Annotated in this window: 13 protein-coding genes; all 13 read right to left on the reverse strand. The window is 44.7% G+C overall.

The features are described from left to right. Nucleotides 1-840: 840 nt before the first annotated feature. The 13 genes from hpaC to H524_RS0103485 all read right to left on the reverse strand — a co-directional run bounded on the left by hpaC (nucleotide 841) and on the right by H524_RS0103485 (nucleotide 17,518). On the reverse strand, nucleotides 841-1,341 hold the full coding sequence (gene hpaC, locus H524_RS0103420) for a 4-hydroxyphenylacetate 3-monooxygenase, reductase component (protein WP_027939212.1): 501 nt from the start codon (nucleotides 1,339-1,341) through the stop codon (nucleotides 841-843). A gap of 13 nt (nucleotides 1,342-1,354) precedes the next feature. Beyond that, nucleotides 1,355-2,917 carry a 4-hydroxyphenylacetate 3-monooxygenase, oxygenase component gene (gene hpaB / locus H524_RS0103425; protein ID WP_027939213.1) on the reverse strand — a complete coding sequence of 521 codons (1,563 nt, stop codon included), beginning with the start codon at nucleotides 2,915-2,917 and terminating at the stop codon, nucleotides 1,355-1,357. Nucleotides 2,918-3,792: 875 nt separating this feature from the next. After that, the gene (locus H524_RS14085; RefSeq protein WP_052338886.1) at nucleotides 3,793-4,845 is read right to left on the reverse strand and encodes a helix-turn-helix domain-containing protein; all 1,053 of its coding nucleotides are present in this window, start codon (nucleotides 4,843-4,845) and stop codon (nucleotides 3,793-3,795) included. Nucleotides 4,846-5,808: 963 nt separating this feature from the next. Beyond that, on the reverse strand, nucleotides 5,809-7,170 hold the full coding sequence (gene hpaX, locus H524_RS0103435; protein WP_027939214.1) for a 4-hydroxyphenylacetate permease: 1,362 nt from the start codon (nucleotides 7,168-7,170) through the stop codon (nucleotides 5,809-5,811). A 441-nt stretch (nucleotides 7,171-7,611) separates the two neighbouring features. Continuing rightward, the gene (gene hpaI / locus H524_RS0103440) at nucleotides 7,612-8,412 is read right to left on the reverse strand and encodes a 4-hydroxy-2-oxoheptanedioate aldolase (protein ID WP_027939215.1); all 801 of its coding nucleotides are present in this window, start codon (nucleotides 8,410-8,412) and stop codon (nucleotides 7,612-7,614) included. A gap of 480 nt (nucleotides 8,413-8,892) precedes the next feature. Continuing rightward, nucleotides 8,893-9,699, reverse strand: coding sequence for a 2-oxo-hept-4-ene-1,7-dioate hydratase (hpaH, locus tag H524_RS0103445; RefSeq protein ID WP_027939216.1), 807 nt, complete (start codon nucleotides 9,697-9,699; stop codon nucleotides 8,893-8,895). 9 nt (nucleotides 9,700-9,708) lie between these two features. Further along, the gene (locus tag H524_RS0103450; protein WP_027939217.1) at nucleotides 9,709-11,175 is read right to left on the reverse strand and encodes an NAD-dependent succinate-semialdehyde dehydrogenase; all 1,467 of its coding nucleotides are present in this window, start codon (nucleotides 11,173-11,175) and stop codon (nucleotides 9,709-9,711) included. Nucleotides 11,176-11,424: 249 nt separating this feature from the next. Further along, a complete protein-coding gene (locus tag H524_RS0103455) occupies nucleotides 11,425-12,630 on the reverse strand; it encodes a Bcr/CflA family multidrug efflux MFS transporter (RefSeq protein ID WP_027939218.1) in 1,206 nt (401 codons plus the stop codon). Between the two features lie 331 nt (nucleotides 12,631-12,961). Next, complete coding sequence (locus H524_RS0103460) at nucleotides 12,962-13,357, reverse strand: tautomerase family protein (RefSeq protein WP_027939219.1); 396 nt, start codon at nucleotides 13,355-13,357, stop codon at nucleotides 12,962-12,964. A gap of 9 nt (nucleotides 13,358-13,366) precedes the next feature. Further along, nucleotides 13,367-14,248 (reverse strand): 3,4-dihydroxyphenylacetate 2,3-dioxygenase, encoded by an 882-nt coding sequence (gene hpaD / locus H524_RS0103465; RefSeq protein WP_027939220.1) that lies wholly within the window; start codon nucleotides 14,246-14,248, stop codon nucleotides 13,367-13,369. Between the two features lie 408 nt (nucleotides 14,249-14,656). Continuing rightward, on the reverse strand, nucleotides 14,657-16,120 hold the full coding sequence (gene hpaE, locus H524_RS0103475) for a 5-carboxymethyl-2-hydroxymuconate semialdehyde dehydrogenase (protein WP_027939221.1): 1,464 nt from the start codon (nucleotides 16,118-16,120) through the stop codon (nucleotides 14,657-14,659). After that, a complete protein-coding gene (locus H524_RS0103480) occupies nucleotides 16,120-16,893 on the reverse strand; it encodes a fumarylacetoacetate hydrolase family protein (RefSeq protein ID WP_027939222.1) in 774 nt (257 codons plus the stop codon). Before H524_RS0103480 ends, hpaE begins: the two co-directional genes overlap by 1 nt. A 13-nt stretch (nucleotides 16,894-16,906) precedes the next feature. Continuing rightward, complete coding sequence (locus H524_RS0103485; RefSeq protein WP_027939223.1) at nucleotides 16,907-17,518, reverse strand: fumarylacetoacetate hydrolase family protein; 612 nt, start codon at nucleotides 17,516-17,518, stop codon at nucleotides 16,907-16,909. Between the last annotated feature and the right edge of the window lie 725 nt (nucleotides 17,519-18,243).

An 18,243-nucleotide genomic window follows, 5' to 3' on the forward strand; every position in this document is an offset into this window, starting at 1 on the left:
ATGCTGATGGGTGTATACATCCTAATCCCCCGACGATCCTCTGCTATTAAAACACTGTTTGGCTTGTAACTAAGTTTTCTAACAAGCCTCAATCTTTTGGGCTTGTAACTAAGTTTTCTAAAAAGCCACAGTCTTTGCGCACTCTAGCTTAACTTAATGGCTCGGCTAGGCTGCATCTTGGTGTGCACTAATAGTGTTGGAGCAATAAGTTTAGATTAGCACACTGCCTTGCTTTCGTTAATACACGTACAACGATAAGTACGACAGCCCAAAATGGATCAAGGGCATGGCGATACTAATTAGCACAATCTATGGGGCGGGCGCTTGGCGCAATTACCTTGGGTTAGTGAGGCAATTGCGTGGGTAAGTGAGTCAATTGCTTGGGTAAGTGAGGCAATTTCTTGGATAAGCGTGCAAATTACTTGGATTAGAGAGTAGGGCTTTGTCTTTTTGTGGGTAGCAAGATGGCGTTACTTGATAAGAGGGGGCTTATTTTAGATGAGAAAAAGGCCTTTAGCATGGATGTCCCATGGAGTTATTCAGGTGCTAGAGAACCTGTGTTGGTCTTCACCAGTGCAAAAGGCCAATGAGGTAGTTAAAACAAGTGCACTATGCACATCTGAGCAATAGCAACTATGGCAAATTAAAACTGTCGCCAATCAAGGCATAGTGCATCTTATAGTTAGAACAAATCTTGATCTAAAACTAGATCTATTAGCATGGATTCATGCTAGACCTAACAAAGCAGCCGCTAAACGACTGCTTGATAGTTGGTGTCGGTCATCTAAGAGTTTGAGTGCTTAATGGCGATCCTTGGCTCTTGATGACGATCTTGACTAATTACTCACGAGAGAGAGTCTTGAATTTGCGAGCAAAGTACATCAGAGCATCCTTTTCACGAACAACGATGTTCTTAAGCTCAACAAAGTACAGATTGTGGGTACCGAGCTCGTCAGTCTTGCTGATCTCGCCTTCTAATGATGAGATCGCGCCGGTGTTAACTGGCAGACCTAGCTTGCCACTTTCCCATGATGGGTCGGCAAAACGCTCTTCCATGGTGGAGCCCTTCATGCCTGCAAAGTGGGCAGCAACTTCTTCTTGAGAGTCAGACAGGACGTTAATACACATCTTGCCATTGCCCTGGAAGGCTGAGTTCATCTCAGACTTCTTGTTAACAGCTACTAATACAGTTGGAGGGGTGTCGGTAATGGACATTACTGCAGTTGCAGTGATGCCGCACTTACCTGCTTCACCATCGGTGGTGACCACGTTTACTGCAGCGGCCAGGTTGGCCATTGCATTTCTAAACTCAAGACGCATGCTCTCGGTGTCGTTAGTCATAGTTCTTCCCTAATTATACGAGGTCGCCGATTTTTACGAGATCGCAGTTGTTGTGGTAGATTGGGGTAGTCCAGCCCTTGCGATCGTAATCAGCTAAGCAACGATCTACGAGGTCGGTCATCTCCTTCATGCAGCCAGAGGCCTTAGCCTGACGAAGAGTCTGCATACGGATTTCGTCTTGTGAGCCGGTGTAGTTGATCTCATAGAGCTCATGACGACCACCAAACTCTGAACCAATAGCATCCCACATTAACTTCAGGATCTTGATACGCTCCTCGAAGTCCATACCGTTAGAGCCACGTACGTACTTGGCTAAGTACTTCTCGATCTCTGGGTTCTCCATATCGCGGATAGATGATGGGAGGTAAACCAGACCAGAGGTTAAGTTACGCTCAACAATGTTCTTGATCTTGGAGTAAGCCATTGGGGCCATTACACGGTAAGTCATGATGGACTTAGTGTCTGGCATCCAGCAGCCACCACGCCACTCAGTAGCCTCAGCGCACATTGCGTCAGTTAAGGCCCAGAAGAGGTGACGCCAGGTAACTACTTCACCTAAGTCAGCCTGTACACCACGGAAGTCTGCAACACCGGTGCACTCTAAGGACTTCTGGAGAAGACCTGCTAAGAAGTCGAGCTTAACTGCAAAACGAGTACATGCCTGGAATGGGAACAGACGAGCGAAACCGCCTTCCATGGTCCATGAACGAGCACGGTCGAAGTCCTTGTAAATGAGCACGTTCTCCCATGGGATGAATACGTTATCAAGAACTAAGATGGCGTCGTTCTCATCAAAACGTGATGAGAGTGGGTAGTCAAATGGAGAACCGGTTACACCTGCTACGAGCTCATAAGATGCACGTGAGATGAGCTTTACACCCTCTGCGTCCATTGGAGCTACGAACATCAGAGCGAAGTTAGGATCATCACCCATAACCTGGGCAGAACCGAAGCCGATGAAGTTAAAGTGGGTTAAGGCGGAGTTGGTAGCAACTACCTTAGCGCCGGAAACGATGATGCCTGAATCAGTCTCTTTTACGAGCTTGATGTAAACATCCTTAACCTCGTTAACTGGCTTGTTACGGTCAATTGGTGGGTTAACGATAGCGTGGTTGAAGTACATTACGCTCTCTTGGATGCGCTTGTACCAGTCACGTGCGTTCTGCTCGAAACGGCCATAGAACTCAGGGTATGCACCTAATACGTTGCCGAATGCTGCCTTGTAATCTGGGGTACGGCCCATCCAACCATAGGATAAGCGTGACCACTCAGCGATAGCATCGCGCTGCTCTTTTAACTCTTGTGATGAGCGGGCAAAACGGAAGAACTTGTGGGTGTAACCACCAGAACCAGTGTCGGTTTCCCAGCAGAGCTTGTCGTGGAGAGCTGGGTCGTGCAGGGCGTCGTAAATCTTGCCGATAGAAGCAGCGGAGTTACGGAAAGCTGGGTGAGTGGTAACGTCGTCTACGCGCTTGCCGTAAGCGTAAATCTCACGACCATCTCTGAAAGATGCGAACAGTTCTTCTTTGTTAAAAGGGCGCTTGGTATCTTTGCGGAAATCTTCGTACTTAGCCATTAGATGGAGCCTCGTTAGAAATAAGGTTATCGTGTTGATGTCATTCTATTAACTGAGGCATGGCTTTTTAATTAACAAATGGACATTTCAACCGGTACTTTTCGTTAGCTAATATCGGCCCTCATAAAGCTCATAAAAAAGCTTATTCCAAGTCACAAAACCACATGACAAGACGATAATTTCTTATCACTTGTTATGTCCATTTTTGAACATGGCATGCAACTTGTCGCAACTTTTCATCCTGTTGAAAAACTCCATCAACTATTCTGACTATCACCTCAATAAAAAGTGTGATCTACAACTATCCGCAAGTACAAATTTGACTAAAAGTACCAGTTCTATCGCATCTAATTTGCCTAGATTCACTTTTTTACACTTTACAGCGCAAGAAATCTCAAGTTGAAATTGAATGAACCACCTAAAGCTAAGAAAAGCTCTCCTATCTGCTGATAAAGTACATATTTAAGCCAATTAACCGCACTTCAGACGGCATCACCTTACATGCTAAAAAAGTCCTTAGCCAATGGATGGATAATTTGGGCAGGAGCATTATCAGTAATTATCAGTAATTAGCTGTAATTATCAGAGGTCCAAACTATTAGTAGATGACGACTGCAGCTGCTGTATTTGCATACAAGATCATGGCTACAACAAATTGCTTAGTTAGGCTTACTTTCAGAAGCTGAGCATAAAAAGATAGGTTGTTAAAGGAGGGCAAGTGCAGCGACTTTGCAAAGTGCTCAATTGAAATCGAGATATAGAATGAGGCTTCGTGGGATCAAGTGCTGCTAGGTCGTAAGGATGGCACTGATGCTAGGCAAATAGAGCGCATTTGTTTTCCATGGGCGCTCTATTGAATAGGATGTGATGAGTATTTAGGAAAGATCTTCTGTGGCGTTTTTAGCTGCCTTGGTATTGCTTGATCTTGGTTTGCGAGTCTTTTGCTTGGGAGCAGGGGAGGCGATCTGAGCAAGACCTTCTGGTGCAGGGATTAGCTCGCCAGATAAAGCAGGATCATTTATCGTGGAGATATCGCTATACATCTGTTGGATGTTGTGAGAGCGCTTACGCCACTGAGTTGGAGATTGGCCGACGCAACGAACAAAGAAGCGAGCAAAGTATGATGGGTCATCAAAGCCCAGCTCTGCTGCGATCTTAGTTACTGGAGTATCAGAATATACTAAGCGACGTTTTGCCTCTAAAGAGACACGCTCAAAGATCATGCGCTTTGGTGAAATTGAAGAGAAGCGACGACATACTTCTTTAAGGCGTGACTCAGTTACGGCCATGAGCTTGGCATAGTCTGATACGGTAAGTTGCTTAGCGTAGTTAGTCTCAATTAAGCGTACGTACTGTTGGAATAATGAAAGATCACCGCAGGTAGAGCCATTGCCAGTGAACTCATCTTTAAAAGAATCATGAGTGAAGATATAGGCAAACATAGCCTGAACTACATGAGCAAGTACAATGTCTTGGCACTTTTTAGACTTATCTGCAGCTGTCTTGATGATATCGAAGAAATGGTCGAGGTTTTGATTGACCTCACCGCCTTCAGGAAAAGACAGACACATGGCCTTGAGATTAACTAAGTGCGGGTTAGTGGTACACAGATTCTCAATCATTGGGTTGAGAATGCCTTCACGAACAGTAAGCACATGACCAGTAGTTACATTAGTAGAGAAGAAGGCGTGCGGGCATGAAGGCGGTGTAAGAATGATGAGAGGAACTTTAGGAGTTAAGTTCAAGGTCGCATCAAGGTTGAGATTGATATAGCCGTGATCGATATAGTGGAGCTGATAGTAGCCCTCATGACGATGCGGCTCCATAAAGCGACCGTAGAACGAAGCCATATGGGAGAAAGTCTGATAGCTAATATCATCAAGTGTGCCGACGGTTAATTTGTCCTTGGCAACATCAATATTACGCATGATTCCATCCTTTTGATGCGGCTTATTCTTGTTATCAATCGTTATTAATCACTGCTTTCAATTCATATAAGCATGCAACTAGTTACACGAGCAGCAGATGCTAAAGCTTTATTCCAAAGCTCGTTGCAGTTCTCTTGGCAAACTTTCTTAGCCTAGTTAGAAATTAGAGCTAACTAAGTTATTTAAGCTTTGCATGAGACAAACATGGCAAGAGTACTTATCTATTGCTCAATGAGCTGCCATAAACAAGCAAAATGCTTTATGTTTGCTAGTGAGACATAAGCATAGAGCCTTATTTAAGTGGTTTGAGGTGAAAATTTATCAATAGCCTATTTGCTTTACGCTTTTGTGATCAAGCAGGCATATAGGCCGACAAATTTGCGTGGAATTTAGCCGTTTGAGATGCTCTAAATGCGAGCTTAATCAGGTTATGACTGTTCTTTTACTTCTTTGCACTTTTTAGGTGAAGTGCGACTGTTTTATAAAGCACAAAGAGTGGCATGTTTGCTTACGTTAGCTGCAAAGTGATGTAGCCCTCTTCATTAAGACTCAATTGCTAAGAAGTGGCTTGTGATCTTTGGAGACTGGCAAGCAGGCTGTGCTCTAAACTTCTATTTGAGATGGCTAGTAGTAATGTGAGCTTTTGTAGAAGAGGAGCGTGAGCAATTAACAGATTCAGATCGTTGGGATTAGGAGGGGAGGTGGAGATCTTTGATTTGGTGATGAGCTTATGCCAAGGCTTAGCCCTTGGCACAAGCAACTGCACTGGGCAGTTAAGAGTAGTTTGAAGTTAAGTACATTCTTATCTTGTGAAAGTAATTGCTCTGTACTTTCTTGCGTTTTAGCAAGCGCTGTATAAACATCAATGATTTTAAGGCGCTTGCTATTTTATTTGGTAGGAGCCACATATTTGTTGCTCCTACCAAATTATGCGTTAAGCATGTACTTATCTAAACGTCACTACTATGGGGTAGCACGTGGACGTGAGCGGGTCATTGGGATGAATAAGATCAGTATAGAACCAATGATCAGCAAGGCTGAGATGTAGATGAGGCCTGACTCGAAAGTGCCTGTCTTATCAAAGAGAATACCGATGATAAGAGGGCCGATACCAGAGCCAATATTACCTACGGAGTTAATGATAGCAATTGCTACTGCGCGGGCGTTGTCAGAGATGTTCTGATCTGGGGTAGTCCAGAAGAGCACCATCGCTGTGAATGATCCTGCAGTTGCGATGATAATACCGACGTATTGGTACGTTGGGTCATTCATCACCGCACACATTAACCATCCAGACATCGCAATAAGATATGGGATGAATGTATGCCATTTACGCTCTTGCATACTATCTGAACTACGTGACCAGACTAACATCAGCAAGATCGTGGCAACGTGAGGAATACCAGCCAGAATACCAATGATAGTGTTAGAGGTGTCTGCGCCAGCAACGTTCTTAATGATCATTGGAGCCCAAACGTTGGATGCTGACAGAGAGTTACACAGACAGAAGTAAGCAATAGTGTATAAAATAACTGGAGCGGTGAAGATACCTTTCCAACGGCTCTCATGCTGCAGTGCAGTGTGAGACTTTGGACCTTCTGGCTGCACTAAGGACAGACGATCCTTTTCGATCATGTCCTTTAACACTTCCTTTTCGCGATCGTTAAGCCACTGAGCCTTATCTGGAGAATCGCACAGGTAGTACCAAACAAAGACACCTAAGATCACAGCTGGGAAGCCTTCAAGGAAGAAGAGCCACTGCCAACCAGATAATCCCCAGATACCATCCATCTGCAGTAAGAAGCCAGAGACAGCAGAACCAATAGCTGCAGTAAATGGCATAGCGATAATGAACAGTGCATTAGCACGTGCGCGGAAGAATGATGGGAACCAGTAGGTTAAGTATAAAAGAATACCTGGTAAGAAGCCTGCCTCGGTAATACCCACAATCATACGAATGATGTACAGAGAGGTTGGACCTTGAGCAAACATAGTTGCAGTAGAGGCAAAACCCCATGCCACCATGATGATTGCAATCCATTTTCTTGCACCCATGATGGACAGAATAACGTTAGATGGGATACCACCAATAAGGTATGTCACATAGAAGAGTGTCATTGCCATACCGAATGCAGTTGCATCGATACCAATGTCTTCACCCATGGTTAAGGCCGCAAAGCCAATGTTAATACGGTCTAAGAATGAGAACACGAAGAGGATGAATAAGAACAAGATAAGTCTGGTAAAGAGCTTCTTGATAACCGCCTTCTGCTCGTCGTTATATTGCTCATGTTGTTGAGCTGGATTTTCTTTTGTTAAACTCATTGTTAGTAGGGCCTTTTCAATGTTGCACTTGCATCTCAATAACCAAGCACTAACACAGTCGTTCCAGTTGCTGCTTAAACCGTTACCCAATGGCTTATAAATGCCATTTAGTGATCGAGACAATCCAAGAAGATCACTTTTTTAAAGTGCAGATCTCTCCTGTTGCCTGATGGAGCAAACATCAGACATCAGATGATAGAAACTAAAAGGAACGGTCTTTTCACAAGTGAACTTAGCTAAGAAGGCGAGCAAAGATAACCTCTTAGCAACAAGCTAAACTTAAGTGCCTGCAAAGGTGGCGCTTGAGTACTGCTCTTAAATATCAAGATTGCAAAGTGAGGGATACTTAAGAGTAAGGCACATCTCAGTGTTAACTGCCATGTGCTTAGCTTGTTCTATATGTGAAAGTATTAGATACGATTTGCTATTTAATGGTATTGCTTAGTAAACCGAGTTTTTATCGGTCTTAAGCTCAATATCCTTGTACTTAGAGAGTAGTGATTTGGCTGCTGTTGATAACAAGGTGGTATCAACGCCAATAGCTACGAATAGAGCGCCAAGTTCGATATAGTGCTTAGCCATTTGCTCGTTGGCCATTAAGATGCCAGGAGCCTTGCCAGCGTTTTTAATCTTTTTGACGCATTCTTCAATGGTCTTAACCACTTGCTCGTGGTTTGGATTACCCATGTAACCCATGTCAGCAGAGAGATCAGCAGGTCCGATGAAAACACCGTCTACGCCTTCTACTGATAAGATTTCATCTAGATTGTCGACAGCCTCTTTGGTCTCAACTTGTACTAAAACGCAGATCTCTTCATTAGCTTTATGTAAGTAACCATCTACGTTATTCCAACGTGAGGCACGTGCTAGGGCTGAACCTACGCCACGGATACCCTCTGGTGGATAGCGAGTAGCTCTTACTGCAGCAATGGCTTGCTCTTTGTTTTGAATCATCGGAATCAGGAAAGACTGAGCTCCGATATCTAAGTACATCTTGAGAAGTACAGGATCGTTGTAATTTGGTCTTACCACAGGAGCACTGCTGTATGGTGCTATGGCCTGTAACTGCGGCAGAACTGAACGCACATCATTAGGAGCATGTTCGCCGTCGATAAGCAGGAAGTCATAGCCAGTACATGCAAGCAGCTCAGCAGTATAGGAATTAGCTAAACCTAGCCACATGCCTAACTGCAGCTTTCCCTGCTGTAAGTTGTGTTTAAAAGTGTTTTTGAAAAGTTCCATGTTTTCACCGAAAAGTGGGCGGAAGGTTAGCAGGATGCTTTGCAACTAATCTTGTCTAAAAGCTCTCAAAGCCGGTCTTTGCTACCCGCAACGCTTGTGGTGTGGAGTACTATGCAAACTTAAGTTTGCGTCTGTTCAATCAATAGCAAAGTTGCCTTTGCTACTTTGATGCGTCCCATTGGCTCATATGACGCATCTAAAGCACTCTTAGAGCATTTGACTTTGATTCAAATGCCTTGGTGTGCCTCTTCGTATCTTAGGGGCTCATGTGATCTTTTAAGCCAAGGCCAATGCTGCGGATAAATGCATCAGCCTTGTTGCTCTTAAGCTAAGTTTCAATCAAGCCTCAAGCTAGAGCTGCAAGCAGTGGGAGCTGTTGCTTTGTGCGTTAAGCTTTTGCTCTAAGCAGTGAGAGCTTGTGCCTCATGCTTTTGCTTTTAGCTAGTGCATCAAGCTTTTGCTTTTGGCTTGGACTGAGGCTTAGCCGAAGTAGCACTTAACAGTACCCATGTTGCCGTAATCAACGAAGAAGGTATCGCCTTTCTTAGCAGGGATAGGGATAGTGAAGGAGCCAGATAAAATGATCTCGCCAGCCTTTAACTTCTCGCCATATGGGTGAAGTTTGTTAGCAAGCCAAGCTACACCTGTTGCAGGGTGGTTTAAAACCGCAGCTGCAACGCCTGACTCTTCAATAGAACCATTACGATATAGAAGAGCACTTACCCAACGTAGGTCTAAGTCCTCTGGACGAATTAAACGACCGCCTGTGATTACGCCAGCATTGGCAGCGTTATCAGAGATGGTGTCGAATACCTTACGAGTACGACCAGTCTCTGGATCAGTGTTTGGACAGCGAGCATCGATTAACTCTAAAGCTGGCTGAACAAACTCAGTGGCGCGGTAAACGTCGTAAATTGAGCAATTTGGGCCTTCTAAGTCTTTGCCTAAAATAAAGGCCAGCTCTACCTCGATACGAGGAACGATGAAGCGATCAGTTGGAATGGTATCGCCATCGTGAAAGAGCATGTCGCAAAGCAGAGCGCCATAATCTGGTTCAGTAATGTTGGAGCTGCGCTGCATTGCCTTAGAAGTAAGACCGATCTTGTGGCCGATGATCTTGCGACCTTCTTCTTCGGTCTTGATACGAACCCATTCACGCTGGATGCTGTAAGCATCTTCAATGGTGATCTCTGGGTACTGAGCTGAAATCTGGCGAATCTGGACACGGGTCTTTTCGGCCTGGTTCAGATCTCGGGCTATTTGATTAATGACAGAAGTGTCAAGCATTACAATCTCCTACTTATCAATGGCACCTAAGCAGATGTACTTAATCTCTAAGTACTCTTCGATACCATAAGCTGAACCTTCACGGCCTAAACCAGACTGCTTAATACCGCCAAAAGGTGCGACCTCATTTGAGATAAGGCCGGTGTTTACACCAACCATGCCGCTCTCTAAAGCCTCAGATACGCGTACGATACGACCGATATCGCGGCTGTAGAAGTAAGCAGCTAAGCCAAACTCGGTGTCATTTGCCAGAGCAATGGCTTCTTTTTCATCTTTAAACTTGAACAGTGGGGCTAATGGGCCAAAGGTTTCCTCTGAGAAGACCTTCATGTCCTTAGTTACACCGGTGATTACGGTTGGCTCATAGAAAAGAGCACCCTTTTCATGGCCCTTACCACCAGTTAAAACACAACCACCGTTGTCTTTAGCATTGCTTACGTGATCTTCAACCTTAGACAGAGCATTGGCGTTAATGAGCGGGCCAATCTGTACGCCTGGCTCGTTCCATGCGCCGATCTTTAAGGTAGCTACACGCTCAGATAGCTTTTTGGCAAAAGCGTCATATACACCCTCTTGCACGAAGATACGGTTAGCGCATACGCAGGTTTGACCAGCGTTGCGGTACTTAGCGATCATTAAGCCATCAATTGCATCGTCTAAATCAGCATCATCAAAGACGATAAATGGAGCGTTACCGCCGAGCTCTAAGGAAAGCTTCTTAACTGTGTCAGCACATTGCTGCATTAAGATCTTGCCAACACGAGTGGAGCCAGTGAAGGTAAGTTTCTTAACAATTGGGCTTTCGCACATGGCCTTGCCAGTGCCAACTGCATCTTTAGATGGAATGACGCTAAAGACACCGTCAGGAATACCTGCCAGCTTACCTAAATATGCTAAAGCTAAGGCAGACAATGGGGTTTCATCAGCAGGCTTAAGCACGATGGTGCAACCAGCGGCTAATGCTGGAGCTACCTTGCGGGTAATCATGGCATTAGGAAAGTTCCATGGAGTAATAGCTGCAACTACACCGATTGGCTGCTTAATTGAGCTCATACGGGTAGTGCTAAGCGGAGACTGCATGGTAATGCCATTGATGCGCTTGCCTTCTTCAGCAAACCATTCAATGAATGAATTACCATAAGCGATCTCGCCTTTAGCCTCAGCATGACCCTTACCTTGTTCAACAGATAAGATGGTTGCCAGATCGTCGATGTTCTCGTTAATGAGCTCAAACCACTTTCTTAAGATCTGGGCACGGCTCTTAGCTGTGGTGGTCTTCCAGGACTCAAATGCAACTTGCGCATCGGCAATAGCTTTGTAGGTATCTTCAACGGTCATGTCTGCAACTTCAGCTACAACGTTGCTGCTAGAAGGGTCAGTTACAGCAAAAACTGCTTTAGAAGATGAGTCCACAAACTGACCATTGATAAAGCCTTGCTTTTGCAATAAAGCAGGGTTCTTTAACAGTTTTTCCATTTTGATATCAATCCTCAAGGGAGCTTACTTACTACAGCTAAGAAACAAGCTAATTAATCTTTTACATGTAACGATTGAGCTGATTAGGCTCATCGGTCGTAAATCTTTGTGTCGCGTTAACTGTGTGTACCTGCGTCAAATCAGACCAACAAAGATAACTTTGTGTACCTGCGTTAAATCAGACCAGCAAAGTTAACTTTGTGTACCTGCGTTAAATCAGACCAGCAAAGTTAACTTTGGGAAGCAGAGTTAACTTGATGTATCTTCGTTAGTCTTGGTCTTTTTAATCATGAATTGATGACCAAATGACAAGGAAGCGAAGATGAGCATCATGAGCGTCATGGCCCAAGGGCTGTCATCTTGGAATACTGAAACCAAATATGACGATAAACATCCAGCAGCAAACTGAGACGAGATCGCCAGTGCTGATGCACTGCCAGCCATGTTGCCGCGTTGTTCAAGCAACAATGATAAGGAGTTAGCTCCTAATGCATTGGTCATCGAGATAAACAGCACTACGCAAGTAACCACGATGTAGACATTAGTTTCATTCAAGATGAACAATGCTGCTCCAGCTACTAGCTGGAATGTAGTTTGGAAAAATATGATCTGCCTTAAACTAAAGCGATTGATTAATCTCATGTTGATAAGGAGCATCACAATCATGCCGACGACATTGAGTAAGAATAAGAATCCGTAGTAGTGATCTGGGATACCAAAGTACTCAATGTAAACGAACGGTGAACCCGCGATAAACGCGAACATCGCGCCGAATGAGAAAGCAAACACACCAATGATGCCCATCGCATCAGGGGAGGTTAGCAAGGTTGCGTAATTCTTAATCGACGTCTTGAAGATCGATGCATCACCCTCTTGCTCTTTTACAGTCTCAGGAAGAACGAAGATGATGATGGTAAAAGCTATGAATCCTATTATTGAGAGCGCATAGAAAATGGAGCGCCAGCCAAAGAAATACAGTAAATAGCCACCTAACACTGGTGCAAGTAGAGGCGCTATCATCGTGACTAAGGTCATGAGCGACATTACTTTTGGCAACGTTGATGGGTGATACGCGTCTCTGGCGATCGCTCGTGCCATAACAATGGCTGCTGCAGATCCGAACGCTTGGGTAAAGCGGAGGAAAATGAACAGCTCAGCGTTAGGGGCAAAAGCTAAGAAAACTGATGAAATAACGAAGATCATCAGTCCTACAACCAACAGCTTGCGTCTGCCAATTACATCTGAAAGTGGGCCGTAGATGAGCATGGACAGACAGAAGCCAGAGAAGAATGCAGAGAGAGAATGCTGAATCTGCGCTTGAGTGGCTCCTAAATCTTGCGTAATGGTTGGGAGCGCTGGTAAGTACATGTCAATGGACATTGGTCCAAATGCCACGAGAGATCCAAGCAGTGGGATAAAGAACTTCCCGGGTTCTCCATTAAAATCTTTGGGCATATAGACTCCTTGTCTGTGCAATGTTTACCTAACAATCAAACGTTTAAAACTTATGAACCATGCCTAAAACTTAGGTTCTAGTTCACTAAGATACCAAGCAGTGTTCTTAAAGTTGAGTCTTGCTCACGCTCTATTGCTCTGCTTGGATTTTTGAAACTTTATGCTATTAGCTCTGATAAATTTAAATCATCATTTGCCTAGCAGGGGCTGCCTGTACAGCATAATGCTTACGCCGTGCGTTAGTTAAACACGCGCCAGATTAGTGCGTGTGTATCTGGCGCGTCGTAGACTTATAAAAAACTGTGTGTCGCTACAGCTTGATATACGACTACTACGATGGTTGCTGTGTTTTAAGGAATGCGTGTACGTTGTTCTTCTTGAAATTGAGCACAGGATCGAGCTCTTGCATTTCAAAGGAGAGAGCTAGCAGACGTTTTGATTGCAGTTCTGCAAAATGATCAGTAATTACTGCAAAAAGCTTTTCGCCTGCGGCTTTACGTGTTTCAAGATCACGTCCTGAACCGATTTTTAAAGTCATGTGCACGAAGGCATAATCGTGTGCGCCATCTGCCATGCGATAGGTGTCCAGGAAAATTGCGCGTGAACGAATACCACCTAATGGGAAAACACCAGTTGAGGCTAAGCAGTCATTGACCTTGGCAAAGAGCTCATCGAGCTTTGCTTCTTGTTTGATGTTGGCAGTGCACTCGGCAATAAAATGCGGCATAGTTTCCTCTTAAGCGCTTTGACGCTGTTTGATTGACTCAGGAATTGGGAACTCACAGATCACCTGACCAGTACCTGATGATGGGAACAGAGGGCAGATAACATCAACTTTCTCTTTGTATTGATCCCAGCCTAACAGGCCTAAGAGCATTACGGTGTCATGCATTGCGCCTTCACCCTGGCAAGCTACTGCATACTCAGGAAGCATCTTGCAAAACTCTTCAAAACGACCTTCGGTCCAGAGCTTCATAACATGCTCATCAACCTGACGATTGAACTCGTTGGTGAAAGCATTTAAGCCCTCTTCAGCACGGTGATCTGGAATAAAGTAATGGGATAAAGAGCCTGATGCGATTACACCAACGTTGCCGTCATAACGCTCAATAGCAGTTAACAGTGCTTCACCCATCTTGCGAGAGTCGCTGTGCAGGTGAGAAGTTAAGAATGCTGCGATTGAAACAACCTTAAAGTTGCAGCCTTCAACCTGACCCATGTAACGCATTGGCACTAAGGTAGCGTATTCAAGCTCAAGGGAGTCGATTTCATGGCCCATGGCGCGAACACCGAGCTTACGTGCCTCTTCAGCGATTAACTGACCTAAAACAGGGTTGCCTGTGTGCTCAAATGGCATGTCATGTATGAAGTGAGGTAATTCGTTGGAGGTGTAGGTACCCTTAAAGTGGCTGCCACAGTTGATGTGGTAAGCAGAGTTAACCAGCCAGTGAGTATCAAAGATAACTACAGTATCAACGCCACGATCCATCATACGGTGAGCAATTTCGTGCAAGCCGTCGATTGCTGCTTGACGGCAGCCGTGATGCTTGCCTGGTAATTCAGACAGATATAAAGAAGGAACGTGAGTTGCCTTACAAGCGAATACAAGCTTTCCCATTGTGAACAAGTCCTTGTGATGCCCTCATAACAACGCAGTGTTTGAGTGCAAGAAATCTATTAACTGAGCTCTATTTGCTAGCAGTAAAAGTGCGACTAGTAAGAGCATCTATAAGAAACTTTCTGATGGGAGATCAGAGAGTTTTTAAAGTAACTTCTAGCTAAAACCTAGGTAGTGCAACTTAAATTAGGCGTTAAGTTTCAAAAACAACACCTTGTGTAACAAAGACTTAAAAGCACGGCGATCAACAAGTAAAAACTGCTTGTTGTGATCTTTATCTGTGCTTTTAAGTCTGCTTGCTTTCTCCATGTGCCATTGAGGCTACTTGCTTTAGCATCGAGCCGAACTGGCTTGTTAGCGCCTCTACCTAGGCTTTATTGTGGGTTGGGAGTTAAACCTTTGGTTTAACTAAACGCCCCAACGTGGGATTGGGTGATCGCCAAAGGAGATACATACGTTCTTAACTTCAGCAAATACCTCAAAGGAGTACTCACCGCCCTCACGGCCAACACCAGAGGCCTTAACGCCACCAAATGGCTGACGGAGGTCACGTACGTTCTGAGTATTGACGAAGACCATACCAGCCTCAATTGATGAGGACAGACGTAAGATCTTGGAGATGTCCTGAGTCCATACGTATGAAGCCAGACCGTACTCAACGTCGTTAGCCATAGCCAGGCCTTCTGCCTCGTCCTTAAATGGAATTAAGCACACAACAGGGCCGAAGATTTCTTCTTGGGCGATACGCATCTTGTTGTTGACGTTGGCAAATACGGTTGGACGGATGAAGTTACCGTTCTTAAGGTGCTCAGGCAGATCAGGACGATCTAAACCACCAGCCATTAAGGTTGCACCCTCTTCCATACCGATCTTGATGTAGCCAGTAACCTTGTCGTAGTGCTGCTTGGAGATCATGCAACCAACCTGAGTGTTAAAGTCGGTAGGATCGCCAACGATTAAGCGCTTGGCACGCTCAGCAAACTTGGCTACAAACTCATCGTAAATGCTCTCTTGAATGAAGATACGAGAGCCAGCGGTGCATCGCTCACCATTGATTGAGAAGATGGTGAATAAAGCAGCATCCATTGCGCGATCGATGTCAGCATCATCAAAGATGAGTACAGGAGACTTGCCACCAAGCTCCATGGAGTACTTCTTAATGCCAGCATTCTGCATAATGGCGCGACCAGTCTTGGTACCGCCAGTGAATGAAACTGCGCGTACATCCTTGTGACGTACTAAAGCGTCACCGGCAGTAGCACCGTAACCCTGAACGATGTTGAATACACCCTTAGGAACACCAGCCTCATTTACGAGCTGACCTAAGAAGTCTGCAGTTAATGGGGATAACTCAGACATCTTTAAAACTGCAGTGTTACCTAAAGCAAGGCAAGGAGCAGTCTTCCAGGTGCCGGTCATGAATGGTACATTCCAAGGTGATACTAATGCACATACACCAACTGGCTGCAGTAAGGTGTAGTTCATCATCTTGTTATCAACAGGATAGGTACGACCGTTCATCTGCTGACAAACTTCAGCGAAGAACTCGAAGTTGTGGGATGCACGTGGAATGAGTACGTTCTTGGTCTGATGGATTGGCAGACCAGTATCCATGGTCTCAAGCTCAGCGATCTTTGAAACGTTCTGATCGATGAGTTCACCGAGGCGACGCATAATGCGAGCGCGCTCTTTCATTGGGGTGGCAGCCCACTTCGGGAAAGCCTCTTTTGCAGCAGCTACTGCAGCATCAACTTCCTTAGCACCACCTGATGCTACCTCAGCGATAACCTCACCAGTGGCTGGATTTAAGTCCTCAAAGTACTCGTTTGATGCAACGTTCTCACCGTTGATCCAATGATTTACCTTCATCATTATGCAAGGCTCTCCTCGTATTGTTTTTGGGTAATGATGGTGTTGGCGAGTCTTCCCACGCCCTCTACTTCAACCTCAACTAGATCGCCGTGTTTAACATCTGACAGACCCTTTGGAGTGCCTGTAGCGATCATGTCGCCCTCATTGAGAGTCATAAACTCAGAGAGATAAGAGATCAAAAACGGAATTGAGAAGATGATGTCTTTGGTAGTGCCTTCTTGGCGCAACTCACCATTAACAAAAGTTCTGATTGTAAGGTTGTGTGGATCCTTGATGTCATCGCGATCCACAATCCAAGGGCCTATTGGAGTGCAGGTATCGCGGCACTTTACCTTTAGGTTTGGTCGGTAGTAGTTCTCAAGATAGTCACGAATTGCGTAGTCGTTGCAAACGGTGTAACCAGCAACGTAGTCCATGGCCTCTGACTCTTTAATGTTCTTACCAGACTTGCCGATAACTACGACAAGCTCGCACTCGTAGTGCATGTAATCAACGTTGTCAGGTCGTACGGTAACGCTCTTGTGACCGGTTAAGGTATTACGTCCCTTTAAGAACACTAATGGTTCTTCTGGGGCTTTGAACTCGAGTTCAGCAGCGTGGTCAGCGTAGTTCAGACCTAAAGCGAACATGGTGCCTTCACATGGAGGCAGGAACTTTACGCCGTCATCATTAAGTGAAATCTTCTGACCAGTGCTCTCATCGGTGAGCACATCGTCGTTGTTGATATAACCTACAAACTCGCGTCCTTGGTATGCAATCTTGGCCTTTCTCATTGTGCTCTCCTAATTAGTTGACCTTAGTTACTAAGGTTTCAAAGCCGTTTGCTTTGATCTCTACTGTGTCGCCTGCTTGAATGGCTACACGAGTTTGAGGAGTGCCCATAAGAACCATGTCGCCTTCTTGTAAGGTCGCAAAGTCAGTCAGAGCTTCTAAAATCTGACCAGCATTACGTACATAGTCAGCAGTTGAATAGCAGTCCTTTAGCTCACCATTAATGTAGGTTTCGATGGTCACATTATCAGCATCAACATTGGTGGCCATTGAACCAACTGGGCAAGACTTGTCACGGCACTTGGCCTTAACAGCTGGACGGTAGAAAGAGCTCTCTGCTAAAGAGATTTCGTTAGCAAGTGCAAAGCCCTTAATGTATTGAGCTGCATCAGATGCATTAATACGGGTAGCGGTCTTGCCAATGACAATTGCGATGGTTCCGCCTGAGAAATACTGCTCGCCTTGATCTAAAGTGATCTGACCATCGGTGTTATAAGTGTTGCGTGGCTTGATAAACCAAACGGCTTTTTTAGGCAGAGCTTTGTAAGGAGCCTCCAGAAATGTGTCGTGCCAGTGTTCAGTCTGGCTCTTGTGATTAAGTGCTATTGCAAAAACTGTCGGATACATTAGATGGAAACCTCGAGCGGGAATTAATTCGTTTGTTGCAACATTGCATAGCATTGGAATAAGAAATGTGACGGCTATCCCACTCAATTCAATTTCTTAGCTGCGTCTAATTGAGAAGTTTTTGATAATGTTTTGCATTGAAAGTGGGATCTACAACAAATAGAACAAGCCGCTATTTATGCCGCTAATGCCCGATATTTGGGGCTAGATTAGCTAATTTGCATCTTTGGTAGTTAAGTGGCAGTCAAAGATAGCTTTGTGATCTTCAACGCACAAAGTAGATTACTAGTTGATTAAAAGTTGTCAGTTGATTCTTAGCATCAGTTGATATGCCAACTTACACAAAGTGCCTATATGTCACTACTCATAAAGCTGATAAATAAGGGATTTGTTTGCCATACAAGTGAGTATAAATGGCTATTTGTGATCTAAGTCATGTGCAACTTTTATCAAGAGGAGATGCTTGAGCGCATAAAGCACATGTAAATCAGATAAATATGCGGTTTGTGCAGAAATTTAACGAATTTTGCACCATATTGGGATGAAAAATAAACAGCTTTTCATCTTTGTAAAGCCGGAAAATGACAAAAAACGACAAGTACGTACTGAATAACCATTTCTCTTGCTAAAAGTACCAGTGATTTTTAATGTTTGTCCCACTCAAAAAATGACAAATCCTATAAATACGCCGTTTATGCCACAAAGGCAGCACACCTGCTAAACCC

This window comes from Anaerobiospirillum succiniciproducens DSM 6400 (genome assembly GCF_000482845.1).
Lineage (GTDB): Bacteria > Pseudomonadota > Gammaproteobacteria > Enterobacterales > Succinivibrionaceae > Anaerobiospirillum > Anaerobiospirillum succiniciproducens.